27 protein-coding genes are annotated in these 24,094 nt (G+C 62.7%); 17 read left to right on the top strand and 10 right to left on the bottom strand.

What is annotated here, in order from left to right; genetic code table 11:
* The 9 genes from ACTJKE_RS28105 to ACTJKE_RS28065 all read left to right on the top strand — a co-directional run.
* On the top strand, positions 1–717 hold a 717-nt coding region (locus ACTJKE_RS28105), incomplete at its 5' end, for an HAD-IC family P-type ATPase (RefSeq protein WP_440693123.1).
* Between the two features lie 98 nt (positions 718–815).
* Positions 816–1,286: a Cu(I)-responsive transcriptional regulator gene (gene cueR, locus ACTJKE_RS28100; RefSeq protein WP_058328868.1), complete on the top strand. Its 471-nt coding sequence runs from the start codon at positions 816–818 to the stop codon at positions 1,284–1,286.
* A 96-nt stretch (positions 1,287–1,382) separates the two neighbouring features.
* On the top strand, positions 1,383–1,775 hold the full coding sequence (locus ACTJKE_RS28095; RefSeq protein ID WP_156436989.1) for a hypothetical protein: 393 nt from the start codon (positions 1,383–1,385) through the stop codon (positions 1,773–1,775).
* 204 nt (positions 1,776–1,979) lie between these two features.
* Positions 1,980–2,210 carry a hypothetical protein gene (locus ACTJKE_RS28090; RefSeq protein WP_058328870.1) on the top strand — a complete coding sequence of 77 codons (231 nt, stop codon included), beginning with the start codon at positions 1,980–1,982 and terminating at the stop codon, positions 2,208–2,210.
* The gene (locus ACTJKE_RS28085) at positions 2,207–3,670 is read left to right on the top strand and encodes a TolC family protein (RefSeq protein WP_440693121.1); all 1,464 of its coding nucleotides are present in this window, start codon (positions 2,207–2,209) and stop codon (positions 3,668–3,670) included. Before ACTJKE_RS28090 ends, ACTJKE_RS28085 begins: the two co-directional genes overlap by 4 nt.
* 15 nt (positions 3,671–3,685) lie before the next feature.
* Complete coding sequence (locus ACTJKE_RS28080; protein ID WP_440637686.1) at positions 3,686–5,023, top strand: multicopper oxidase family protein; 1,338 nt, start codon at positions 3,686–3,688, stop codon at positions 5,021–5,023.
* A 50-nt stretch (positions 5,024–5,073) separates the two neighbouring features.
* Positions 5,074–5,559 carry a cupredoxin domain-containing protein gene (locus ACTJKE_RS28075; RefSeq protein ID WP_440693119.1) on the top strand — a complete coding sequence of 162 codons (486 nt, stop codon included), beginning with the start codon at positions 5,074–5,076 and terminating at the stop codon, positions 5,557–5,559.
* A 28-nt stretch (positions 5,560–5,587) separates the two neighbouring features.
* Entirely contained in the window at positions 5,588–5,881 is a 294-nt protein-coding gene (locus ACTJKE_RS28070) for a copper-binding protein (protein WP_058328874.1), read from the top strand.
* Positions 5,882–5,965: 84 nt separating this feature from the next.
* Complete coding sequence (locus ACTJKE_RS28065; protein ID WP_440637691.1) at positions 5,966–6,430, top strand: DUF411 domain-containing protein; 465 nt, start codon at positions 5,966–5,968, stop codon at positions 6,428–6,430.
* Between the two features lie 111 nt (positions 6,431–6,541).
* Here the strand turns inward: ACTJKE_RS28065 and ACTJKE_RS28060 are convergent, their stop codons facing one another.
* Positions 6,542–6,940, bottom strand: a complete 399-nt coding sequence (locus ACTJKE_RS28060) for a VOC family protein (protein WP_058328875.1) — start codon at positions 6,938–6,940, stop codon at positions 6,542–6,544.
* Between the two features lie 63 nt (positions 6,941–7,003).
* Positions 7,004–7,684 (bottom strand): phosphoribosyltransferase, encoded by a 681-nt coding sequence (locus tag ACTJKE_RS28055; protein WP_058328902.1) that lies wholly within the window; start codon positions 7,682–7,684, stop codon positions 7,004–7,006.
* Positions 7,685–7,875: 191 nt separating this feature from the next.
* Between ACTJKE_RS28055 and ACTJKE_RS28050 the strand changes: the two genes are divergently transcribed.
* Both ACTJKE_RS28050 and ACTJKE_RS28045 read left to right on the top strand, forming a co-directional pair.
* A complete protein-coding gene (locus tag ACTJKE_RS28050; RefSeq protein WP_058328876.1) occupies positions 7,876–9,057 on the top strand; it encodes a M20 aminoacylase family protein in 1,182 nt (393 codons plus the stop codon).
* Between the two features lie 108 nt (positions 9,058–9,165).
* Positions 9,166–9,414: a hypothetical protein gene (locus ACTJKE_RS28045; protein WP_440637694.1), complete on the top strand. Its 249-nt coding sequence runs from the start codon at positions 9,166–9,168 to the stop codon at positions 9,412–9,414.
* A gap of 57 nt (positions 9,415–9,471) precedes the next feature.
* Here the strand turns inward: ACTJKE_RS28045 and ACTJKE_RS28040 are convergent, their stop codons facing one another.
* The 7 genes from ACTJKE_RS28040 to ACTJKE_RS28010 form a co-directional block, all read right to left on the bottom strand.
* Positions 9,472–11,223, bottom strand: coding sequence for an adenine deaminase (locus ACTJKE_RS28040; protein ID WP_440661234.1), 1,752 nt, complete (start codon positions 11,221–11,223; stop codon positions 9,472–9,474).
* Between the two features lie 26 nt (positions 11,224–11,249).
* A complete protein-coding gene (locus tag ACTJKE_RS28035; protein ID WP_113512581.1) occupies positions 11,250–12,170 on the bottom strand; it encodes a nucleoside hydrolase in 921 nt (306 codons plus the stop codon).
* Positions 12,171–12,176: 6 nt separating this feature from the next.
* Positions 12,177–13,205 (bottom strand): ABC transporter ATP-binding protein, encoded by a 1,029-nt coding sequence (locus ACTJKE_RS28030; protein ID WP_113512583.1) that lies wholly within the window; start codon positions 13,203–13,205, stop codon positions 12,177–12,179.
* The gene (locus ACTJKE_RS28025) at positions 13,198–13,977 is read right to left on the bottom strand and encodes an ABC transporter permease (RefSeq protein ID WP_058328881.1); all 780 of its coding nucleotides are present in this window, start codon (positions 13,975–13,977) and stop codon (positions 13,198–13,200) included. The genes ACTJKE_RS28030 and ACTJKE_RS28025 overlap by 8 nt, the downstream gene beginning before the upstream one ends.
* Entirely contained in the window at positions 13,974–14,801 is an 828-nt protein-coding gene (locus tag ACTJKE_RS28020) for an ABC transporter permease (protein ID WP_113512585.1), read from the bottom strand. The genes ACTJKE_RS28025 and ACTJKE_RS28020 overlap by 4 nt, the downstream gene beginning before the upstream one ends.
* Before the next feature lie 101 nt (positions 14,802–14,902).
* On the bottom strand, positions 14,903–15,922 hold the full coding sequence (locus tag ACTJKE_RS28015; RefSeq protein WP_058328883.1) for an ABC transporter substrate-binding protein: 1,020 nt from the start codon (positions 15,920–15,922) through the stop codon (positions 14,903–14,905).
* Positions 15,919–16,998 carry a LacI family DNA-binding transcriptional regulator gene (locus tag ACTJKE_RS28010; protein ID WP_113512587.1) on the bottom strand — a complete coding sequence of 360 codons (1,080 nt, stop codon included), beginning with the start codon at positions 16,996–16,998 and terminating at the stop codon, positions 15,919–15,921. Before ACTJKE_RS28010 ends, ACTJKE_RS28015 begins: the two co-directional genes overlap by 4 nt.
* Before the next feature lie 567 nt (positions 16,999–17,565).
* On the opposite strand from ACTJKE_RS28010, the gene ACTJKE_RS28005 reads away from it, so the two are divergent.
* From ACTJKE_RS28005 to ACTJKE_RS27980, 6 genes are all read left to right on the top strand, one after another.
* Positions 17,566–19,011 (top strand): ABC transporter substrate-binding protein, encoded by a 1,446-nt coding sequence (locus ACTJKE_RS28005; protein ID WP_440637732.1) that lies wholly within the window; start codon positions 17,566–17,568, stop codon positions 19,009–19,011.
* 316 nt (positions 19,012–19,327) lie between these two features.
* Positions 19,328–20,293: an ABC transporter permease gene (locus ACTJKE_RS28000; RefSeq protein WP_440693166.1), complete on the top strand. Its 966-nt coding sequence runs from the start codon at positions 19,328–19,330 to the stop codon at positions 20,291–20,293.
* Positions 20,290–21,141 carry an ABC transporter permease gene (locus ACTJKE_RS27995; RefSeq protein ID WP_113512593.1) on the top strand — a complete coding sequence of 284 codons (852 nt, stop codon included), beginning with the start codon at positions 20,290–20,292 and terminating at the stop codon, positions 21,139–21,141. The genes ACTJKE_RS28000 and ACTJKE_RS27995 overlap by 4 nt, the downstream gene beginning before the upstream one ends.
* Entirely contained in the window at positions 21,138–21,950 is an 813-nt protein-coding gene (locus tag ACTJKE_RS27990; RefSeq protein ID WP_440637700.1) for an ATP-binding cassette domain-containing protein, read from the top strand. The genes ACTJKE_RS27995 and ACTJKE_RS27990 overlap by 4 nt, the downstream gene beginning before the upstream one ends.
* Positions 21,944–22,690: an ABC transporter ATP-binding protein gene (locus ACTJKE_RS27985; RefSeq protein ID WP_058328889.1), complete on the top strand. Its 747-nt coding sequence runs from the start codon at positions 21,944–21,946 to the stop codon at positions 22,688–22,690. The genes ACTJKE_RS27990 and ACTJKE_RS27985 overlap by 7 nt, the downstream gene beginning before the upstream one ends.
* Before the next feature lie 192 nt (positions 22,691–22,882).
* Entirely contained in the window at positions 22,883–23,590 is a 708-nt protein-coding gene (locus ACTJKE_RS27980) for an OmpW/AlkL family protein (protein WP_113512595.1), read from the top strand.
* 71 nt (positions 23,591–23,661) lie between these two features.
* On the opposite strand, the gene ACTJKE_RS27975 is transcribed toward ACTJKE_RS27980, so the two are convergent.
* Positions 23,662–24,081: a CBS domain-containing protein gene (locus tag ACTJKE_RS27975; RefSeq protein WP_058328891.1), complete on the bottom strand. Its 420-nt coding sequence runs from the start codon at positions 24,079–24,081 to the stop codon at positions 23,662–23,664.
* Between the last annotated feature and the right edge of the window lie 13 nt (positions 24,082–24,094).

Raw genomic sequence — 24,094 nt, 5'->3', positions numbered from 1 at the left:
GTCGGCGCAGACCGGCTGATGGCGCAGCTGAAGCTCGACGTTTCCGCTTTCGCCGAGCAGGCGGCCCGCCTCGGCTCGGAAGGCAAGAGCCCACTCTATGCAGCGATCGACGGCCAGCTCGCGGCGATCATCGCCGTTGCCGACCCGATCAAGGAAACGACGCCGCAGGCGATCCGTATGCTGCACGATCTCGGCCTGAAGGTCGCGATGATCACCGGCGACAACCGCCGCGCCGCAGACGCCATCGCCGCCAAGCTCGGCATCGACGAGGTCATCGCCGAGGTCCTTCCCGACGGCAAGGTCGCAGCGCTGAAGAAGCTGAAGCAAGGCGGACGCGCGGTCGCCTTTGTCGGCGACGGCATCAATGACGCGCCAGCGCTGGCCGAAGCCGATGTCGGGCTTGCGATCGGCACCGGTACGGACGTCGCCATCGAAAGCGCCGACGTGGTGCTGATGTCCGGCGACCTTCTCGGTGTTCCGAACGCGATCGCACTGTCCAAGGCGACGATCCGCAACATCAAGGAGAACCTGTTCTGGGCCTTCGCCTATAATGCGGTGCTGATCCCGGTTGCCGCCGGCGCGCTCTACCCGGCCTATGGTCTGCTGCTGTCGCCGATCTTTGCGGCCGGCGCCATGGCGCTATCGAGCGTCTTCGTGCTCGGCAACGCCTTGCGGCTGAGAGCATTTCGCCCGGTGGCCGCGGCACGGGCTGCCTAGGTTCGGCATTCTCCCCGCCTCGCGTCGGCATGGCAGAGGCCCGGGAGAGCCCTTATATTCGCAGGGAATGGCCGCAACGCGTTAACAAGGATGAAATCATGAACATCGGCGAAGCCTCACGCGCCTCCGGCGTCTCGACGAAAATGATCCGCTATTACGAGACCATCGGCCTCATTCCACCGGCAGATCGCAGCGGGTCGGGCTACCGCAACTACGGAGACAACGACGTCCATACGCTGCGCTTCATCCGCCGGTCGCGCGATCTCGGCTTCACCGTCGAGCAGATGACCGATCTTTTGGCGCTCTGGCGCGACCGGTCGCGGGCAAGCGGCGAAGTCAAAAAGATCGCGCTCGAACATGTTGAGATCCTGGAGCGCAAGGCCGAGGAGCTGAAAGCGATGAGCCGGACGCTCAAGCATCTCGCCGCCCATTGTCATGGCGACGGGCGCCCGGACTGTCCCATCCTCGACGATCTGGCCGATGCCGGGAACGCTCCGGCGAAGCAGGCCGAGCCGGCCCGTTTCGGTGCCGGCGGCATCGATCCGGTTCGCAACCGGCGACACGGATGACGTGGCTCCATGCGCCTGGCAAACTCTCACGCATTCGTGACGTTGCGCAGCGCACGCGGCATTGACAGGAATCGGCAGCGTTTCTACGGATCGATCATGGAAAAGGTGCGAACCACATATCTGCGTTTGCTGATTGTGTTGAAGCTGGCGATTGCGATGTCGCTTGCCCTGCTGCCCTATTCCACCGCATCCGGCATGACGCACGCGGCCGCGCACGGCTCGATGCAGATCGAGGTGTCCTCAGACAACCCGATCCAAGCAGCGGCCGAGCATTGCCCGAGCCTCGACAAGGGCAAGGTGAAGCCGACCCAGGAAAGCGGCAAGGCCGACAAGAAGGATTGCTGCAAGACCTTCTGCGCCGCTGTGGCCGTTCTTGCCGATACCGGCAGTAACCACCCTGTCGTCCTGCGTTCGACCCTCCCCTTCAGGCCACAGTCGCAACTCGCGCCCGGCGAGCTTGACGGGCTGCATCGCCCTCCAAAAGCCTGACTTTGTGAAGCCGTGACCGCTGCTGCATGTTGCCTTTGATCGTCGCCGATTGAAGAGCAAAACCACGCAGCAGAGCAAAGCGCTGTGGCCGCCTTTTGCGCGTCAACTGAAACGCTAGGCACCATAGCACGGTCAGCGATGAGGCCCGCCCGGACCACTGCCGGTCGGTCGCCGACCTCTGCCATTCACATTTCAGGTTTGACCATGAAACGATTGCTTTCCATGGCGCTCCTGCCCATGATCCTGGGCGGATGCGCTGCCACCTTGCCTGCCGAGGTCTCAGGCCTTGGCGATCCCGCTGACAGCGCAAGCGAACTTCGCGGCATGCAATACCGGAGCCCCATCTCGGGCTACACGCACCGCGAGCCGACAGGTCCGAAGCCCTGGGGCCCACTCAACGACGCACAGTCGACCGCCAAGGAAGACGCGTCATGAGGCTCCGCAGTTTCAATCTCGCGGCGGCGGTCGGCCTGCCGCTCGTACTCGCCGGCTGCGCAACCAATGCCGAGTATTCGACCAAGGTCGCCGGCTTTGCGACCGTGGATGCCAAGGTCTCTACCGCCGCGACCAAGAAAAGCGTCTGGATCCAGAACCGCGCGCAGGCCGACAAGGTCAATGCCGAGGTCAAGGCGCTGTTGAAGCGCAAGACGATCGACGCCGATACCGCCGTCCAGATCGCGCTTCTCAACAACAAGGGTCTTCAAGCGGCCTACGCCGATCTTGGCGATGCCTCGGCGGACGCCTGGCAGGCGACTTTGTTCCTCAATCCGACGGTATCGATCGGAACGACCGGGATCGGCGCGCCGGAACTCGAAGCCTATCGCGCGATCGAGGGCCTGGTCACCACCAACATCCTGGCGCTCCTGACGCGCGACAAGACCATCGCCATTGCTGACGCAAGGTTCCGCCAGGCGCAGCTTTCAGCGGCTCTCAGCACCCTGCAGCTGGCCGCCGAAACCCGCCGCGCCTGGATCGAAGCGGTCGCCGCATGGGAAACCGTCGGGCAGCTCAACCAGGCTCAGGCGGCGGCGGATGCCTCCTCCGAACTCGCCGCAAAGCTCGGTGAGACCGGTGCCATGGGCAAGGGCAACCAGGCGCGCGAGCATGTCTTCAATGCGGAACTTGCCGGACAGGCGGCCGAGGCGCGGCTTTCCGCACGGCTTGCCAAGGAAAACCTCACGCGGCTGATGGGTCTGTGGGGCGCCGATGTGGACTATCAGGTCCCGAACCGTCTGCCGGACCTGCCGAAGGCGCTCGCCCGCAAGGACAGCATCGAAGCGGAAGCGCTGAAACGCCGCGTCGATCTCCAGATCGCCCGCCTCGATCTGGAAGCGGTGGCGAAATCTTACAAGCTGACCGAGGCGACCCGCCTTGTCACCGATCTGGAACTCGTCGCTGGTGCGGAAGCGGAGCGGGAGCAAGAGGATCACGGCACCAAGGTCGAGACGACGGGCCAGTTCGAGCTCGAATTCGTCATCCCGATCTTCGACAGCGGCAGCGCGCGCATGCGCAAGGCCGAGCTCGCCCACATGCGCTCGGCAAACCTGCTTGCGGAAAAGGCGGTCAACATCCGCTCGGAAGCGCGCTCAGCCTATGAAGCCTATCGCTCGCGCCACGAGATCGCCCGGCACTATCGCAACAACGTCGTGCCGCTGCGCACCAAGATCGAGGAGGAAGCGACGCTCAGCTACAACGGCATGATCACCAGCACCTTCGAACTGCTCGCCGACGTCAGGGCCAAGGTCAATTCGACCGTGCTTTCCGTTAACGCGAAGCGTGATTTCTGGCTGGCCGATGCCGACCTGGTGACGGCGATCAACGGCGGCGGATCCGGTGGATCGGCCGAAGCAGCGGCGGCACCGGCAGCGGCCGAAGCCAGCGGCGCAGGACACTAAGAAGGATTGCAGAAGATGTTCAACAGAAGACACTTCCTCGGTGCCGGCGCGGCTCTCGTTTCGACCGCCGCCTGGGCGCAGACCTCCAACTCCAGCCTGCCCGAAGCGGCAAGCATGGACAACGCCAAGACGCAGAAGCCGCTGGTGCCGACGAGTGGACCCGACTACAACCCGGTCGCCACCCTCAACGGCTGGACCCTGCCACACCGCATGAACAACGGCGTCAAGGAGTTCCACCTCGTCGCCGAGCCGGTCGAACGCGAAATGGCCGACGGCATGACCGCCTATCTCTGGGGTTACAACGGCCAATCGCCGGGCCCGACGATCGAGGCGGTGGAAGGCGACCGCGTCAGGATCTTCGTCACCAACAAGCTGCCGGAACACACCACCATTCACTGGCACGGCATGATCCTGCCTTCGGGCATGGATGGCGTGGGCGGCCTGTCGCAGCCGCACATCCCCTCGGGCAAGACCTACGTCTACGAGTTCGACCTCGTGAAGTCGGGTACCTTCATGTACCACCCGCACGCCGACGAGATGGTGCAGATGGCCATGGGCATGATGGGCTTCTTCGTGGTGCATCCGAAGGACCCGGACTTCATGCGCGTCGACCGCGACTTCGTGTTCCTGCTCAATGCCTACGACATCGATCCCGGCACCTACATTCCGCGCATCATGGAAATGACCGACTTCAACATGTGGTGCTGGAACAGCCGGATCTTTCCGGACATCGACCCGCTGGTCGTGTCCAAGAACGACCGGGTGCGGGTGCGGGTCGGAAACCTCACCATGACCAACCATCCGATTCACATGCACGGCTACGACTTCGAGGTAACCTGCACCGATGGCGGCTGGGTCAGACCAGAGGCGCGCTGGCCGGAGGTGACGATCGACATTCCCGTCGGCGCCATGCGCGCCTACGAGTTCGACGCCAAATATGAGGGTGACTGGGCGATCCATTGCCACAAGTCGCATCACACGATGAATGCGATGGGCCACGATATCCCGACCGTCATCGGCGCCGACAAAGAATCGGTCGCGGCGAAGATCCGCAAGGTCAAGCCCGACTACATGCCAATGGGAACCGCCGGCATGGCCGACATGGGCGAAATGGAAATGCCGCTACCCGACAACACGATCCCGATGATGACGGGCTGGGGTCCGCACGGTGCTCTGGAGATGGGCGGCATGTTCTCGGTGGTGAAGGTGCGCGAAGGCATCTCCGCCGGCGATTACAGCGATCCCGGTTGGTACGAGAACCCACCAGGAACGCAGGCCTGGGAGTGGACCGGCGAACTGCCGGAAGCGACGCGGGCAAAGGATGCCAAGACCGTGATCACGCCCAAACCATGACGACACGGCTGATTGTTATGAACTCTCTCAAATCCACCAGGAAACATACGATGAAGAAAACAGAATTCGCTCTGGCGCTCGTTGCCGCCTCTGCCCTTTCCTCCCAGGCGCTTGCCAGCGGCAGCCATGCCGGCGGCCACGACAAGGTTTCCGTCGGCGAGCCCGGCGACAAGAACAAGTCGACGCAGACGATCCGCGTCACCATGAAGGAAACCGACGATGGCAAGATGATCTTCACGCCGGCGATCGTCAAAGTCCGCCAGGGCCAGACGGTCCACTTCGCGATCAAGAACGCCGGCGAGCTCGCGCATGAATTCGTCCTAGACGACAAGGCGACGATCCAGGAGCACAAGGTCACCATGGAGAAGTTCCCGGATATGGAGCACGACGATCCGAACGCGATCCGGCTCGAGCCGGGCAAGTTCGGCGACATCTACTGGACCTTCACCAATGACGGCACCTTCGAGTTCGCCTGCCTGGTGCCCGGCCACTACGACGCCGGCATGCATGGTCCGCTCGACGTCGTGAAGAAGTAACTCCCCGATCACAGCAAAGGATGAAACCATGAAGACTATAGGTACCCTCTTCGCAACGCTTGCGCTCGCTGTCACCGCCGTCCCGTTCGCGCTTCCCGCCCAGGCGGCGGAGTTCACCAAGGGCGTCGTCAAGAAGATCGACACCAAGGCCAAAAAGGTGACGATCGACCACGAGGATCTGAAAAACCTCGAGATGCCGGCCATGACCATGGTGTTTCGCGTCGGCGACGACGCCCTGCTCGCCAAGCTCAGGGAGGGTGCGTCGATCGAATTCGTCGCCGACCGGGTCAACGGCAAGCTGACCGTGACCGAAGTCAAGTAAGCTGCGACAAACGGCCCGGGTCGAAATCACGCCGCCCGGGCCGTCACGATGCTATAGTCAGGCAGAACCGGAAAGGAGCGTCCAATGGACGTGTTACGCAGACATTTCGTTGCAGGCGCAATCGCAGGCATCACCCTCTTTGCGACAGCCGCCGCGGCTGCGGCAGGCACCATGGCCATCTACAAGGATCCGCAATGCGGCTGCTGCGAGCAATGGGCCGAGGCGATGGAGGCAGCCGGCTACAAGGTCGAGGTGCACGACGAGGCCGACATGTCGGTGATCAAGACCCGCTTCGCGGTGCCGGCCGACGTGGAAGGCTGCCATACCGCCGTCATCGACGGCTATGTCATCGAGGGGCATGTGCCGCTGGAGGCGGTCCGCAAGCTTCTCTCTGAGCGGCCCGATATCGCCGGGATCGCCGTGCCCGGCATGCCTTCAGGCTCGCTCGGCATGGGCAACGACCCGCAGGCGTCGTACGACGTCTATACGATCGCCAAGGCAACTGGCGCGAAGTCGACGGTTTACTATCAGGTCCGGCCGGTGAAGTAGCGCCATGACAAAGTAGCACTTCGGCCCCAGGGCGTGGTTCGGGGCCAGGAGATCGAAGGCGCTTCTACGGTGTGGAGGTGCCTTCCGAGCTGAAGTATCCAATCAAGAAAGCTAGGCTTCTCCCTTGCTCGAGGATCCGAAGTCCAGCGGCTCCCCGATTTCGATCGCATGTCCGTCCGGATCGTAGAAGCGGAACACGCGCTGGCCCCATGCCTGACACTCGACGGGGTGTATCAGCTCCACATGCGGCGCGATGCGTTCAAAGACCGCGTCGACATCCTCGTGCTCGAAGTAGAGCAGCAAGTTTCGCCGCCCGTAGGGTTCCGCCGAAGCCAGTTCTTCTCGCCAGACCGTTTGTTGCAGCGATCGTCCTTCGTGGATGGCGAAACCGCCTTCGAAGAGGACGAAATTTCCGAAGTCCTCCAGCACCGTAAGGCCAAGCCTTTCCTCGTAGAATTCCTTGGATCGGCTGATGTCTCGGACGAAAGGGATTGGATTAATAAATCGCATGGAATTCCTTTCGTGACGCCTTGTCGCAAAACCTATCGCGGCCGACGCACGACGCAAAGGAATTCAGGCGGCGTGCCAACTGCCGTATTCATCACGCTGAAGCATCGGCGTTTGGAACACGCCGACGACGCGCTCGGGCCAACTCGGCGCTAGATTGGCTAGCGGCTGCCGCCAGCGCTCGGTCTGCAGCATGGCGGCGCCGATCGCGACCGGCTCGATGCCGCAGGTGTTCATCAGCGTTAGGCCCGCAAGGATAGATGTACCACTCGAAATGACGTCGTCGACCAGCGCTACGCGCCGCCCTTCAAGCAACGGCAGCATGCGTGGGTCGACATAGAGCCGCTTCTTCTGGTCCGGCGTTGTGATCGAGGACAGCGGCACCGACAGGTCGTCGACGTACCAGAATTTTCTTGAAGTACCGAGCGGCACGTAGCGGCTATGGCCGAGTTTGCGCGCAACGGCAGAAGCAAGCGTCAGGCCCAATGTCGGGAGACCGGCAACGACTTCCGGCTCGAAGGCGGCAAGCTTTGCCGCTAGTTCGGTTGCCAGCGCATCTTCGACCGCAAAGCTCGCCTGGTTGACGATCAGCGAGGCGAGCGCGTGCCTGCCATCCGAGAGCGGACGGACCGGCAGCAATATCTGGCGGCCATCGCCGAGCGTTGCCGGGAAGAAATCGCGATAACCCACCTGAATGTCGAAACTTTTCGGCGGGTAGACCTCCTGCCAGAAGTCGTGAGGCTGCATCGGTACCGTCCTCGTCTGCGCATTTCGCCCGGATTGAAAGGCGACCAAAAAAGCCGGTTCGCTGTTCTGATCCCGGTGGTTTTCGTCTATACCGTTTGCGACTTCGATCAAACCGAAAGGGCACCGCGCAGCGAGCAAAGCGCGCGGAATTCACAAGCCCTTCGCCAGATGAACCACGGGAATGCCAGAAGATGCGCCTACCAGACGGAATTGCTGACGACCTCGCCTTTCTCACCGACTTCCGTCGCGATCTGCATGCTCATCCGGAACTCGGCTTCGAGGAGGAGCGCACCAGCGACCTCGTTGCCAAATGGCTCGAGGAAGCTGGACTAAAAGTACACCGCGGCCTTGGAAAAACCGGCGTCGTCGGCACCCTGCAGGTGGGCAACGGCACGCGCTCGATCGGTCTTCGTGCCGACATGGACGCACTCGCCATGCCTGAAATCGCCGACCGTCCCTACAAGTCCCGCGAAGCCGGCAAGATGCATGCCTGCGGCCATGATGGCCACACCGCGATGCTGCTCGGCGCCGCCCGCCATCTGGCAAAGACCCGCAATTTCTCCGGCACCGTGCATTTCATCTTCCAGCCTGCGGAAGAAGGACGCGGCGGCGCAAAGCGCATGGTCGAGGACGGGCTGTTCAAACTTTTTCCCTGCGACGCCGTTTATGGCCTGCACAACATGCCCGGCCTTGATCCGGACGAGATGGCCGTCGTTGCCGGCCCCCAGCTTGCCTCGTCCGACAGCTGGCGGCTGACCTTCCGCGGCGTCGGCACCCACGGCGCCAAACCGCATCTCGGTCGCGATCCAGTGACCGCTGCCGGCACCTTCCTCGCCTCGCTGCAATCGATCGTCGGCCGCGTCGTCGATCCCTTGCAGCCGGCCGTCGTCAGCGCCTGTTCGGTGCGCGCCGGCGACCCGAAGGCGCTCAATGTCATCCCTGATACGGTCGAGATCGGCGGCACGGCTCGCGCCTACACACCTCATGTGCGCAATCAACTCGAGGAGGAGATCGGCCGGCTGGCACGCGGTACGGCCGAGATGTACGGTATCAAGGTAGACTATGAGTTCGAACGTCGCATTCCGCCGGTCGTCAATGACGCCGACGCAAGCGAACGCGCGCTTTCGGCTGCCCGCGCCGTCTTCGGAGAAAAAACCCGCACACAGTTTCCGCCTTCAACCGCCGGCGACGATTTCGCCTTCTTCGGACTAGAAGCCCCCGGCTGCTACGTCTGGCTCGGCAACGGCCCCGCCGTCGATGGCGCTCTTCATCATAATACGGCCTATGACTTCAACGACGCAGCGATCGGCCCCGGTGTCACCTTCTGGACGACATTGGTGGAGCAAGAACTGAGTACTTCGGCCGACAACTGACCGGCCAACGCGTTCAAAGTGGTCGTTTCTCTCGATCACGCGGATTTACGCCGGCAAGTCTTGCGGCAGTGCATATCCCGGTGCTCGTCGTCGGTGCCGGCGTGGAGGTTGGCGCCCGCAAGCCATCTGCCGCAGGGTACGTCGCGCTATCTCGAGATCGCAGATGCGGCGCATTTCACCTACATGCAATTATGCAAGCCCGGCGCCAGAGCATTGATCGAGGCGGAAACGCCGGGTGATGGGGTGGTGTGCGACGATGGTGGCGGTCGAGACAGAGCGACCATTCACCGGAACACGGCAGAGGTGATCGCGGGCTTTCTCGCAACCGCCTTGGATATCCAGCAGCCACTGCGCTAGCCTTTCCCGGTGAGCGCAAACACAGGCAGGGCGGCAAGCGTCGCCCCGCTCGACCTGTCAGATCACTTCGAGCACCGGGTTTTCGAGAATCTTTCCCGTCAACACGTCGGCAATGCCGCGATCGGTCTGGTGCGGGCCCGCGTTGCAGGCAAGCGTCGCTCCGAAACAAGCCTTGAAGACGAGATAGGGCGGCTGCCAATCAACGATCCGTCCGACAGCATCACGCAGCGCGGCAAAGCCGGATGACACATTGGCCAAAGGCGAATCGGAGACCAGGCCGCACAACGGCAAAGGCAGGATGGCATCGATCTTGCCTGCGGATGCGACCGCCATGCCGCCGCCGGCCGCGATGACGGCATTGGCCGCCACCATCATGTCATGGGCATTGCCTCCGAAAACCGTGAGGTTGTGGCTGTCGTGGGAAACGGTGGTCGCGAAGGCGCCGCGCCACTCTCCCCAGCCGGTCAGCAGGCCGACGCGCGGCTTGCTGTCGGCGCGGCCATGGCGGTGAGCAACGGCAATCAGCGTCGCGCCCTGCGGCGGAACGACGAAGCCATTCTCGACCTCGGCTACAACCTCGTCCCATTGAGTGAAACGCGGTCGGTCGATCGTGGCGACACGCACCTTCGAACCGGTTGCGGGAATGGCGAAGTCCGTCTCGCGCAATGGCTCGATCTTCATCGTACCGGCAAGCGCCTCGACGTCGGCCTTCGGCACGGCGTCGATCATCTCCCCCGCCCGGGCCACCTGCTTGCCGCCGGCGATTACCGTACGGGCGCGAAAGCCATGAAGATTTTCGAAGATCACGATATCCGCCCGCCGCCCGGAGGCAACGAGGCCAAGGTCAGGACGACCGAGACGGGTGGCGGCGTTCAGCGTCGCAGCGCGAAGCGCCCATTCAGGTTTCAGCCCGTAGCGCACCAGCCGCCGCACCACATCGTCGAGTCCGCCCGAGCGATCGAGATCGTCGGGAAAGACATCGTCGGTGCAGAGCGTCACCGTCTGAGGAAGATGGCCGAGAGCATTGAGGGTATTGACGAATTCCGGCAGCAGATGGTCGTGCGACCCGCGCAATTCGATCGACAGACCGGCTCTCAGCTTGGCCATCAGATCGTCACCCGAAACGAGCTCGTGGTCGGAACTGACGCCCGCAGTGACGAAAGCCTGGAGGTCGGCGCCGGCGAGACCCCGCGCATGGCCGTTGACCGGCTTGCCGGCGGCAAGCCCGGCTTGAACGATTGCGCTGATCCGCGCTTCGCCGTCGATGACGCCGCGCATGTTCATCATTTCGGCGACGCCGCCGATTTCCGGCCAACTCAGGATGTCGGCAATCACATCGGCGTCGAAATCTGCGCCGGCGACCTCCAGGCCGGGTGCGGAGGGCACGCTGGACGGCGCCAAAAGCACCGTGCGCAAGGGCAGCCCGGCAATGGAATCCGTAGCCCAGCGCACGCCGGCAATGCCGTTGACATTGCCGAACTCGTGCGGATCCCAGACGATTGTCGTCACGCCGCGCGGCAACACCGCGTTGGCATAGGTCGCCGGCGTCACCATCGAGCTTTCGACATGCATATGGGTGTCGATCAGGCCGGGAGAAACAAAGGCACCGGTCGCGTCGATGATGGTCGCGGCATCCTTGCGTACCCCCGGCGCATGAACGCTCGCGATTAGCGGCCCAACAACACCGACATCTGCCGGGCGGAGTTCACCCGTCACCACGTCGACCAGCGTACCGCCAACAATCAGCATGTCGAACGGTTCGCCTCCACGCGCCGCGGCCACAGCGCGGGTACGGAGCGCCGTATCCATCAAGTCTTGAGGCTGCTCTACAAAACTCACTTTTGAGCCTCCTTCATCAGGGCGCCCAGAATCTGCGCACGCGTCGTCTCCACAAGGGCGTCGACAGCGTATTCGGCATTGAAGATCGCATGGCTTTCGCGCGTTTCGACGACGGTGCGCCCACGGGTGAGCGATCCGCCGAGCTCGACATCAATGCGCGCCTTGCGGAACGCGACAGCGCCGAGATTGACGAAAGCGACGGCGGCTGAAGGGTCATAGATCGCCATGCCCGGCCGGCCACGGCTGGTGCCGATCGAGATGTATCCGGCAAGCAGATCGGCGATCAGCGCCGCATTCGCGCCACCCGCAGAGCGGATCGGCGCGACGTCATCCGGATAGGCGAAGACCTTGCGGCAGAGATCGAGGTCGACCATGCGCAGCGGCAAACCGTGCGCGAGAACGATGGCGAGCGCTTCCGGATCGGCGAAGGCGTTGAATTCCGCGGACGCCGTGTGGTTGCCGCTAGTGACGCCGCCCCCCATCCAGGTGAGATCGGTGATGCGCGCCGCAAGATCCGGGCGGGCAAGGCAAAGGGCCGCAAGGTTGGTGAGCGGCCCGAGCGCCAGGATGCGCTTCGGCCCTTGCTGATCCAGCCAGGCACAAAGTGCTGCAAAGGCATCGCCTGGCGGCAACGGCTCGGCATCCGGCAGCGTCAGCCCGGCGGTCGGCATGCCGGCTTCGCCAAGGATGCGTTCGGCGGTCTCGAGCTTGCCGAGCACCGGCAGGGCCCGCCCTTCATGGATGGGGAACTCCCAGCCGAAGGCAAGCGCGGCACCGGCGGCGTTGCGTTTCACCTGATCGATCGGCGTGTTGCCGAAGACGAGGGAAACACCGTCGATTTCTTCACCGGCATGAAGGACGACGAGCACCGCGGCAATGTCGTCGAACCCCATGTCCGTATCGATCCAGACACCCATCTGACGTCAACCGAACTTCTTCAGGCGCGCAGCCTTTTCAACCGGCAGGTCGAAGGCGATCGTAGAACCGGTTTCACGCGCTGCCCACGCAGCATCTTCTTCCGCCTTGATGGCGCCGAGCAGCGTATCGAGCAGATACTCCCGTGTGCTGCCGGAGAAAGAGGCTCCGCGCACGGTGCCCTGGAAAGGACCTGAGCCCAGGGTCACCATGCGCGGACGCCACGCAAGCCCTGCCGTGTCAGGCGGCAGGGATCCGGAAAGTTCGATCGGGCCGTTGCCGGCCTTAAGCTTGCCGCCCTCGACGGCAAAGATGTTCTCGAAACCGACGAAATCGGCAACGAAATGCGAGAGCGGGCGGTTGTAGATATCCTCGGGCGTGCCGATCTGCTCGATCGCGCCGTTCAGCATCACGACGATGCGGTCGGCGAGCGACAGCGCTTCGCCCTGGTCGTGGGTGACGAAGATCATCGTCACGCCGGTTTCTTTTTGCACCCGCTGCAGCTCCGTGCGCATCTCGAGACGCAGGCGGGCGTCGAGGTTCGACAGCGGCTCGTCGAGCAAAAGCACCTTCGGCTCCATGACCATCGAGCGTGCCAGCGCCACGCGCTGTTGTTGGCCGCCGGAGAGTTCCCCCGGCTTGCGGGCAGAGAACTTTGAAAGGCCGACCGACTTCAGGCCGGTCGTTACCTTGCTCTCGATTTCGGTCGCCGGCAGCTTCTTCAGACGCAGGCCGAAAGCGACGTTCTCGAACACGGTTAGGTGCGGGAACAGCGCATAGGACTGGAAGACAAGACCGACGGAGCGCTTGTTGGCGGACACGCGAGTGATATCGGCGCCGTCGAGCCTGATCGCGCCGGAAGCGGGCGACAAGAGGCCGGCGATCGAGCGCATCGTCGTCGTCTTGCCGCAACCCGAGGGCCCGAGGAACGCCACCAGTTCGCCCTTGCGGATCGACAGGTCGAGATCCTTTACCGCAACGGTGTCGCCATAGGCGAGCGTGAGTTTTTCGAGGCTGAGGAAGGCGGCGTCAGACATAGCGTGAGAATCCCAGGAAGCGTTCGGCAAGGAAGACGATGCCGATGGACATGAAGGCGAGCAGCGCGGAGAGAGCGGCGACCGATGGATCGTAGGTGATCTCCATGTAGGAGAGCATGTCGATCGGCAGCGTGCGCACGCCGGGGCCGGAAAGGAAAAGCGACACCGGCACCTGGTTGAAGCTCGTGACGAAGCCGAGAATGAAGGCGGCAAGAATGCCGCTGCGGATGTTTGGCATCACCACCCGGAAGAAAGCGCCGGCGCGCGAAGAGCCGAGCAATACCGCCGCCTCCTCGATATCGGAGCGCAGGTTGTTGAGGCTCGCCGAGACCACCCGCACCGCATAGGGGAGCACCAGCGCGGTATGTGCGAGGAAGAGGGTCAACGTGATGTTGATGCCGAACGGCACGACGATGTAGCGCAGCAGCGCCAGGCCGACGATGATGCCCGGCACGATGATCGGCAGCGACACGATCGTGCGGATGGTTTCGCCGAAGGGCAGCTTGTAGCGCGAAAGAGCATAGGAGGCGGGGACACCAAGCACAAGCGCTGCGGCGGTGCCGCCAATCGCCAAAAGCATCGAGATCGCGAAGCTCTCGCGGAAGCTCTCGACCGTGAAGACCTTGGCGACCCACTGCAGCGAGAAACCCTGCGGCGGGAAGGCCAGCGTCTCGCCGCCGGAAAGCGACGCAGCAACAATGATGAAGAACGGCCCGATCAGGAAGCCGATCACCAAAAACAGGACGACGGGCGAAAAAATACGAGGGGTCATCGCTTGTTCCTCGCGGTGGCGAGCCGTTTCAAGAGCAGATTGGCGGCAAAGCTCATGACGATCAGGATGAAGGCTATGACGCTGGCCGAGACGAAATCATTGGCAACGGTGACACGCTGGTAGAGCAGCGTTTCGAGCATCAGCACCTTGGAGCCGCCGAGGATCGCCGGCGTGATGTAGGCGGTGAGCGAACCGGTGAAGACCAGTGTTCCGCCGATCACCAGGCCCTCCTTGGTGAGCGGCAGAATCACCTTAAAGAACACCTGGAACCAGTTGGCGCCGAGAACGCGTGCGGCGGGGATCGCATCCTTCGGCATGTTTTCAAGCGCGCTGATCAGCGACAGGATCATCAGCGGCAGGAATAGCTGCAGCAGGCCGATGAACACGGCTGTCTCAGTGAAGAGGAAGCGGATCGGCTCGTCCGAAAGGCCGACGAGCTGCAGCGCCTGATTGACGATGCCGGTGCGGCCGAGGATGACAATCCAGGCATAGGTGCGGGCGACCGACGAGATCATCAGCGGCAGTACGACGAGGCCGATCATCTGTCCCTTGCTGCGCGGCGAAAGATTGACGATGGCAAATGCTGCAGCGTAGCCGATGACCGCCGAGACGGCGGTGACCATCAGGCCGAGCCGGAACGTGCGCAGGAAAACCGTGCGGTTCAGCGGATCGGAAAAGAAGGTCGTATAGGCGGAGAGCGACCAACTGTCGGCGCTGCGAAAGCCTTCCGCCAGCAGGATCACCACCGGCGCCAGAAAGACGATCGCCGCAAAGACCGCTGCGGGCAGAGCGAGCGCCAGGGCTTCGGCGCGGTTCTGGAACATCCTTCTTCCTTTCAAGGCATTCGTTGGCACGGCCTACCCGTCGCAGGCGCGCAGCGTCCACCAGCCGACAGGGCCGGCCGGTGGAGTTCTAGTCGTTTGGCTTACTGGCCGACCTGCGCATTCCACTCCGACAGCCACGCTTCGCGGTTGTCGAGGGCGACGGCCGACGGGATCAGCTTCAGGTTCTTCACCGTCTCTTCGCCGTAGGTGAGATTTTCGGCGATCTCCGGCGAAACCTTGACGTCCTTGTTGGCCGGGCTGTCGACGAGCTTTTCGGCAAGCGCCGTCTGGATTTCGGTCGAGAGCCAGAAGTCCATGAACTCAAGCGCGAGATCCTGGTTCTTGCCACCCTTCGTCAGAACCATGACGTTCATGCCACCGGTCTGGCCTTCCTTCGGCGTTGCCCACTTGATCGGCAGGCCGAGCTTGGTGAAGCCTTCCCAGGAGAAGCGGCCGATCGGTGCGGCCCAGATCTCTTCCTGCTGCATCAACTGCACGAGCTGCGAAGACTTGACGTAGAAGGTGACGATCTCGTCCTTCTTGGCGCCGACGGCGGCGATCGCCTCCTTGAGATCCGGCGTGTTCTTGCCGATGGCTTCGCCGACCATGTAGAGCGCCGGCGGGCCCTGGTTGGTGGTGACGTTCGGGAAGGCGACGTGGCTGGCGTTCTTCTCGTCGAGAAGATCGGCCCAGGAGTTCACTTCCATCTTGTCCGAGCGATAAACGATCGAGGTTGCGTAGAAGGTGTAGCCGACGCTCATGCCGTCGCCGTTCGGATCCTTGGCGAGGTCGTAGAGCTTGTTGAAGTTCTGGAGCTTCGAGGTGTCGATCTTTTCGATCAGGTCAGCACGCGAAGCCGAGAGCGCGTCGGCCATCGAAACCACAGCCATGTCGACAACCGGGCTTGCCTTGTTGGCTTCCATCTTTGCCAGGCGCTCGACGCTGTTGCCGGTTTCGACCACCAGCTTGCATCCGCACTTCTGTTCAAACGGCGTATAGACCAGCTCCTTGAATGCGTCCTGGGCAAAGCCGTAGACGGAAATTGTGAGCGTCTTTTCCTGAGCAGACGCGGCAGGGGCGACGAGCAAGAGCGCGCTCGAGGCAAGCAGGAATTTCTTCATGGCTGGTGTCCTCCTTCGGTGACGGATGTGGCTGCGGTGGCAGTGGTATGAACGGGTTGAAGCACGGGCGGTGCGGCGGCCGATTGCCTGACGATGAGATGCATCGGCACTTTCGACTTCTCGGCCGTGACCGGTGCGCCGATCTGGGGATCGAACGGATCGCGCTCGCGTATCGCCTTGACGAGCGCGGCAACGGCAATCGCGGCAATCTCGGTCATGTCCATGCGGGCCGTGGTCAGTGCCGGCGTGATGACCGGCGACCAGATCAGGTCGTCGAAACCGGTGACACTCGCCTTCTCCGGCACTTTGATGCCGGCGCGCTGCAGTTCGGTCAGCGCCCTGAGTGCATGGAGATCGGAAATGCAGGCAAAGGCGGTGTAACCCTCCGCCACCTTTTCGGCGAGCCCGAGCGGACAGCCCTTGCCGGAAACTCTTTCCAGTGGCTCGATCCAGAGCGTATCTGTGTGACAGCCCTCGCCGAAGACCGAACGGATACCGCCGGCGCGGTCGTTCTGCACATTGGAGGCGGGGTTGTTGCCGATGATCAGCACACGGCGGTGACCGAGCGCCTTCAGATGCGCGGCGATCTGCTGGCCGCCGCCCCAATGGTCGGCGGCAACCGTATTGCCGGGTGTCGAGGGGGTATCGATGACGGCGACGGGACAACCGACATCGGCAATGCGAGTGCCGCGCCGCGGCACAATCACCAGGCCGTCGACATCGCGGTCGATTAGCCGCTCGATCGCCTTGGTCTGGGTCGAGACGTCACCGCGCGAGTCCGCGATCAGCACGCCGTAGCCGGCCGACGAGGCAGCAAGCTCGATCGCCTGGGCGATCTGCGGGAAGAGCGGATTGGCAATATCGGGAAGAACGAGGCCGAGAACACCGGTGCGTCCGGTGCGCAGCGCCCTCCCCGCCTGGCTCGGCACATAACCGAGCTCTGCAGCGGTCGCGCGGATCTTTTCCACCATTTCGACCGACACGCGGCCCTTGCCGGAGAGCGCGTTCGAAACCGTGGCCGCGGACACGCCGAGCGTTCTGGCAATCCTCGTCAGTTTTGGTCCGGAACGCGCCAAATCAGTGGTTTCCGCTATCGCGTGATTAAACGATTAATCATGCGATATATCAGAATCTCCTGGGTGTCGAATCCTTTTGTCGACTCGTTTCATTTTGCAATTTTCGAGGGAACATGGTCGTGAATAACAATCGACGCCCCCTTATTTCAAGCCGGCAATCCTGCATCAAGCTTATGGAGAAGACCGTTCAAGAATCAGAGTTTGGGGGCGGCGCCAATTCGCCGGACCAAGCAGGTCCGTGAAGGTTCCCTGATATATCTCGATAGTGCGCCGGACGACGGAAGGCCGAAATACGCGTATGCCCCATCCGCCACGGCCGCGGGTACAATTTTCAACTTCGAGGGACAAAAGAAACCAATTTTCCCACTAAATTACTAGGGAATAAGTATGATGCATCGCAATCATCCGGTGCGTACATTCGGGTGACGACGCGATCCGCGTGACAGGCACAATGCAGGAGTTTGGGACATGACTGGCACTATCATCGGCTTTAGCAAGACCGCGGGGCAAGCCCGCCGCGCACGAGGGGCAACTCTGGCTGCCGCCACACTGGCGCTCGCTCTGTCGATGAGCACAGCCGTCTTCGCCGAGGACGCCAAGTTTGACCCCAACGCCTCGATCACGATCGGCTCGCTCTATGAGCCGCAGAACCTCGATAACACCGCCGGCGCCGGCCAGGGTATCAACGAAGCCTTCAACGGCAATGTCTACGAGGCGCTGTTTACGTTGACTGATGCCGGTGACGTGCAGCCGGGTCTCGTTGCCGAGCAGAGCGTCAGCGAAGATGGCCTTACCCATACCTTCAAGCTTCGCCCCGGCGTTACCTTCCATTCCGGCGATCCGCTCACCGCAGCCGACGTGAAGTACAGCATCGAGCGCGTGACCGCCGAGCAATCCAAGAGTTCGCGCAAGAAGAGTCTCGCGACGATCAGCGCGATCGAGACCCCCGATGATCAGACGGTCGTCGTCAAGCTGTCGGCGCGCTCGATCTCGCTTCCCTACAATCTGAGCTATGTCTGGATCGTCAACGACGCGGCGAAGGACCTGAACGCGAGCGAAGACGGCACCGGCCCCTATCGCCTCGACGAATGGCGCCGCGGCTCGTCGCTGGCGCTGACCCGCAACGACAAATACTGGGGCACCGCTCCCACCAACAGCGAAGTCGTCTTCCAGTACTTCACCGATGCGACCGCGCTCAACAATGCGCTTCTGACCGGCGCCGTCGACATCATCACCAGCGTCCAGAGCCCGGATTCGATCGCCCAGTTCAAGGACAATCCCGACTTCACCGTCACGGCAGGCCAGTCGACCACAAAGGAACTGCTTGCCTTCAACGATCGCGTCGCCCCCTTCGACAATGTGAAGGTTCGCAAGGCGATTGCACGCGCGATCGACGACAAGAAGCTGCTGACCTCGATCTGGGGCGAATACGGCACGCTGATCGGCTCTTTCGTGCCGCCGACGGATCCGTGGTACGTGGATCTGACCGCCGTCGACGCCTATGACGTCGAAAGTGCCAAGGCGCTGCTGAAGGAAGCGGGCTTTGCCGATGGCTTCACGTTCAAGCTCGACACGCCGAACTACGATCCGCATCCGATCGTCGCGCAGTTCATCCAGAGCGAACTCGCCAAGGTCAACATCAAGGTCGAGATCAACGTGATCACCGCCAACGAGTGGTACACGAAGGTCTACAAGGCACATGATTTCCAGGCGACGCTGCAGGAGCACGTCAACCACCGCGATATCGTCTTTTACGGCAATCCGGACTTCTACTGGGGTTACAACAACCCCAAGGTCGTCGACCTGATCAAGGCCTCGGAAGCCGCCGCCAACACCGACGAGCAGACCGCCAAGCTCAAGCAAGCCAACACGATCATCGCCGAGGATGCTGCCAGCAACTGGCTCTACCTCTATCCACAGATCGTCGTTTCGACCTCGGCCGTGACCGGCTACCCGGTGAATGGTCTGAACTCGCAGTTCTTTGCCAACGGCATCAAGAAGAGCGAGCAGTAAGCGAAACGACTTCCGCTATTCGCGGCACTGGAGCATCCGTCCTCAAGCGGAAGCACTTGAGGCCGGATGCTCTATAACCAAAGTGCCAGAGCGTCCTTTGTGCGTTCATATGAACGCACGGCGCTCTGAGAACCCCTGGATCGGATCCAGGGGCTCTTGCGTTTCGCGATCGTGGTTGGCTCTGTCCGCGCCGTTTCGGCCAGGCCACGCACAGGTCCCGCTAAAGTAAGGCCTTCGCTCTAGCCTCCCTCTCTGTTTTGATGCAAAAGCCAACTTCTCTGATCACGGCACCCCGTGAGAAGAAAGGAATGCAACCATTCTCACCTATCTCGTCCGCCGTTTGGCCATCCTCATCCTGTCGCTGCTGATCGCGGCGGTGATGCTGTTCGTGCTGTTGCGCCTGCTCCCGGGCGACCCGGCCAATGCGCTTCTGTCCGTCGGCGCCGATGCCGCGCAGATCGAAAAGGCCCGCGAACAGGTCGGTTCGAACCTGCCGCTCTGGCAGCAGTTCCTTCGTTTTGCCGGCAGCCTCGCCCGCTTCGATCTCGGCACGTCCTTCGTCAGTGGCAAGCCCGTGATCGAGGAGATCGCCGCGCGGCTGACGGTCACCGTACCGCTGGCGCTGATGGGCTTCCTGCTTTCCATTCTGATTGCCGTGCCGCTCGGCATCCTCTCCGCCGTCAAGGCCGACCGCTGGTATGGCGGATTGATCTCGACGGTCTCGCAGTTCGGCATCGCCATTCCGGTCTTCTGGGTCGGCATCCTGCTCGTCACTATCTTTGCCGTCACCTTCCGCCTGTTTCCCTCCGGCGGCTTCCCCCGCCGCGGCTGGCAGAATGAGGGACAGGTGCTCTATGTGCTGGCACTCCCTGTTCTGACGATCGGGCTCGTCATGGGCGCATCGCTGCTGCGCTACGTGCGTTCGGCGACACAGGATGTTCTCGGCAGCGATTACCTGCGCACCGCGCGCGCCCTTGGCGCCAGTTTTCCGGAAGCCCTCATCCGCCACGGCATCCGCAACGGCGCCGTGCCGATCGTCTCCATTCTCGGCATCGAGCTTGCGACGACCCTGCTCGGCGCCGTCGTCATCGAGCGTGTCTTCGCGCTGCCGGGTCTCGGTTCGATGCTGCTGCTCGCGATCGAGCAGCGTGACTATCCCAACGTCCAGGGCGTGCTGTTCATCTCGACGCTGCTGGTGCTGCTGATCGGCTTTGCCGCCGATCTTACCCAGCGGCTGATCGATCCGCGCCTGCGCGAACGCGCCGTCGGAGGCAGTGCATGAGCCCGGTCGAAGCATCCGTTTCCACGCGGAAGCGTCGACACTCGCTGGCACTCACCGTCGGGCTCGCACTCGTCGGCATCAATCTGCTCGTCGCCCTGCTCACGCTGTTCTGGACGCCGTACGATCCTTTGAATGCCTCCGGCGGGCGGCTGGAAGCGCCATCGCTCCTACATTGGCTCGGGACCGACCGGCTGGGGCGTGACCTGCTCACGCAACTGATGATCGGCGCGCGCACCGCGCTGCTCGTCGGCACCGGTGCGGTGGCGATCGGCGCGACGATCGGCGTCAGTCTCGGCGTTCTCGCCGCTTTTGCAACACGCCTTGCCGACGACGTGATGGCCGCGACGCTCGATATCCTGATCGCCTTCCCGACCCTGCTTCTAGCAATGCTGGTGGTCGCGGCAAGCGACAGCGCCAGCCTCTGGACGGCGATCCTGGCGCTCGGGCTTGCAATCTCCGCCATCGTTGCGCGGCTGACCCGCATCCTTGCCAAACGGGTACTTCGCCAGGACTATATCGTCGCCTCGCGAACATCGGGAACCTCTTGGGCGGGCGTCGTCCTTCGCCACGTGCTTCCCAATATCTGGCCGACGCTCTCGGTCAATTTCGCTTTGCAGTTCGGCCTTGCCGTCATCGCCGAGGCGTCGCTCTCCTATCTCGGCCTCGGCGCACCGCCGCCAAACGCTTCCTGGGGACGGCTGCTGCAGGAAGCGCAGGGGACCGTCTATACGGCGCCGATCGGCGCGATCGCTCCCGGCATCGCACTGGTCGCCCTTGTCATCGGCATGAACCTTCTCGCCGACGGCCTGCGCGACATCGCCGATCCGACACGCGGGAGATCGCGATGACAGCGCTTCTCAACATCCAGGGCCTCAACATTCGCGCCGGCGACAAGCCGCTGGTATCCGATCTCTCCTTCTCGATCCGATCCGGCGAGCGCATCGGCCTGATCGGCGAGTCCGGTTCCGGCAAGTCGATGACCGCCATGGCAGCGACCGGCCTGCTGCCCCCGTCGATCAGCGTCTCCGGCTCGATCGAGCTTGACAGCCAGCAGGTGGTCGGCGCCACCGACAGGGTCATGAACCGTCTGCGCGGCGCTGCCGCCGCCGTCGTCTTTCAGGAGCCGCTGACAGCACTCGACCCGCTGATGAAGATCGGCCGGCAGATCGCCGAACCGGTTCGCCGCCGACTGGAGCTGGAGAGCGGCAAGGCATCGAAGGATGCCGTCAGCCGTGAAGTCCGCGACCTCATCGACAAGGTGACGCTGCCGCAGCCGGAACGCATCATCAACTCCTATCCGCACGAAGTGTCGGGCGGCCAGCGCCAGCGCGTCGCCATCGCCATGGCGCTCGCCTGCCGCCCGAAGCTCTTGATTGCCGACGAGCCGACGACCGCGCTCGACGTCACGACGCAGGCAGAAATCCTCAAGCTACTGGACCAGTTGGTGCGCGAGACCGGCATGGCGCTTTTGTTCATCAGCCACGACCTGCCCGTCGTTGCCCAGGTGGTGGAACGCGTGATCGTGCTGAAGAACGGCGTTGCTGTCGAGGAAGGGCCCGTCAAGACGGTCTTCGGCAACCCGCAAGACGACTACACCAAAACCCTAGTTGAGGCCGCCCGCCTGTTCGACGAAGCGCTCGGGGCAACCGGATCATGATGCTCGATCTTCAAAACGTCAGCTTCGGCTATTCCCGGGAGCAGACCACGCTCAACGACGTCTCGCTGTCTGTCCGCGCCGGTGTCAGCGTCGGCCTCGTCGGCGAATCCGGCTCCGGCAAGACGACGCTTCTGCGGCTGATGCTCGGGCTCATTCGCCCGACCAGCGGCATCATCCGCTTCGGCGAGGAGAGCCTCGATACTGGCAACAGTGCCTTCATGCAGCGCTATCGACGCGCGGTGCAGCCGGTCTTCCAGGATCCCTATTCGTCCCTCGACCCGCGCCAGCGGGTGATCGACATCATCGGCGAGCCGCTCAGGTCGTTGCGGATCCCGGGCGATCGCACGCAGACGGTCGCCGAAGCGCTCGAAGCGGTAGGCCTGCCGCTTGACGCGATGCGCCGCTATCCGCACGAATTCTCGGGCGGCCAGCGCCAGCGCATCGCTATTGCCCGTGCGATCGTCGCCCGTCCGCAGATCGTGCTCGCCGACGAAGCGGTCAGTGCGCTCGATCTTTCGACCCGCATCCGCATCGTCGAGCTCTTTAAGACGCTTTCGGAAAAGCTGACGCTGGTGTTCGTCTCCCACGATCTCGGCGTCGTCGCAGCACTTTGTGAGGAAATGGTCATCCTGGAGCGCGGCAAAGTGGTCGAAAGCGGCAAGACCCGCGACATTTTGGCTGCACCCAAGCACCCCTATACGCAGCGGCTGCTTGCCAGCATTCCGCGCATGCCGGCCTGACAAGGGATTGAACGAAGTTCGTGGGTTCAGACGAATCCGCCTTTATCCCCAAGGACTTGGTGATTCGTGGCCGCATTGATCCAGGACAACCCCTGAGACGCACATCTTGAGCATAGTGCCGCCGGCCGCAGATACCCTGTGGCCGAACGCCCTGACCGGCGATGTTCAATTTCTTCTGGGGGTCCGGAAATCATGCCTACTCGCGCCATCTTGCCATCTGCCGTCTTCTTTGCCGTACTCGCGGCGCCGCTCGCGATCGCGACGGCGGCAGATCTCTCCGAGCCGAGCGCGGTCGCGGCACCGGAAATGCCTCTCGCCAGCGAGCCCGGCCCATGGATGATCCGTGCCCGCGCGCTGGCCGTCCTGCCCGACGACAAAGCCTCGCTCTCCCTGAACGGCGCAGCACTTGACGGCGAAAAGGTCGGCGTCAGCAATTCCGTCGTGCCGGAACTCGACATCACCTACTTCTTCACCGACAACATCGCGGCTGAACTGGTCCTCGGCACGACGCCGCACACGGCGCGCGGCAGCGGCTCGATCGCTGGCCTCGGCGAAATCGGTAAGGCATGGCTTCTGCCGCCGACGCTGACATTGCAGTACCACTTCAATGTCACCGACGAGATCAAGCCCTATGTCGGCGCCGGCGTGAACTACACGGTGTTCTACAACGAGAAGCCCCGCGGTGATTTCTCGAGCTTCAACATGAAGAACACCTTCGGCGTGGCGCTGCAGGCGGGGGTCGACATCAAGCTCGACGACCATTGGGGTCTGAACTTCGACGTCAAGAAGTTGTTCCTTGAGCCTGAGGTCAACGCAACGCTGCCTGGCGCCGGCGCGGTCAGCGGCAAGGTCAAGCTCGACCCGTGGCTGATCGGCACCGGTATCAGCTACCGGTTCTGATCCACCTCGCATCGATCCATCGAGACCGTTTGCGGCGCCTTTCACGGCGCCGCAATTGTAACAGTTGGAGCTCAGAGGTGATGGGCGGTGACCGCCCGCGCGAGTTCACCCGACAACTGCCTGCTGCTGGCATGGGATATGTCGCCCAGTGACAGCATGCCGACCATGCGCTTGTCCTCGTCGATTACAGGCAGACGCCGGACCTGTTTCGCTTCCATCAGGTGGACGGCGTGTTCGATCGTCTCACCGGTGCGGCAGTAAACAATATCCCTGGTCATCAAGTCGCGTGCCGTCATCGAAGCGGGATCGCGCCCATTGGCAAAGGCACGCAAGGCGATGTCGCGATCCGTGACCATGCCGATCAGGCGGTCGTTTTCGCCGACGGGCAAGGCGCCGATGTCCTCATCCCGCATGATGCGCGCGATCGTCTTGATATCTGTTTCGGGAGAGATCCAGCGAGCGCCGGGATGCATGGCTTCCGATATTCTCATCGTATCCTCCTGT

The sequence above is a fragment of the Ensifer sp. 22521 genome, from assembly GCF_052044795.1.
Taxonomy (GTDB): domain Bacteria; phylum Pseudomonadota; class Alphaproteobacteria; order Rhizobiales; family Rhizobiaceae; genus Ensifer.
Note: the sequence above shows the minus strand (reverse complement) of the source record. Positions and strands in the feature narration are given on the sequence as shown.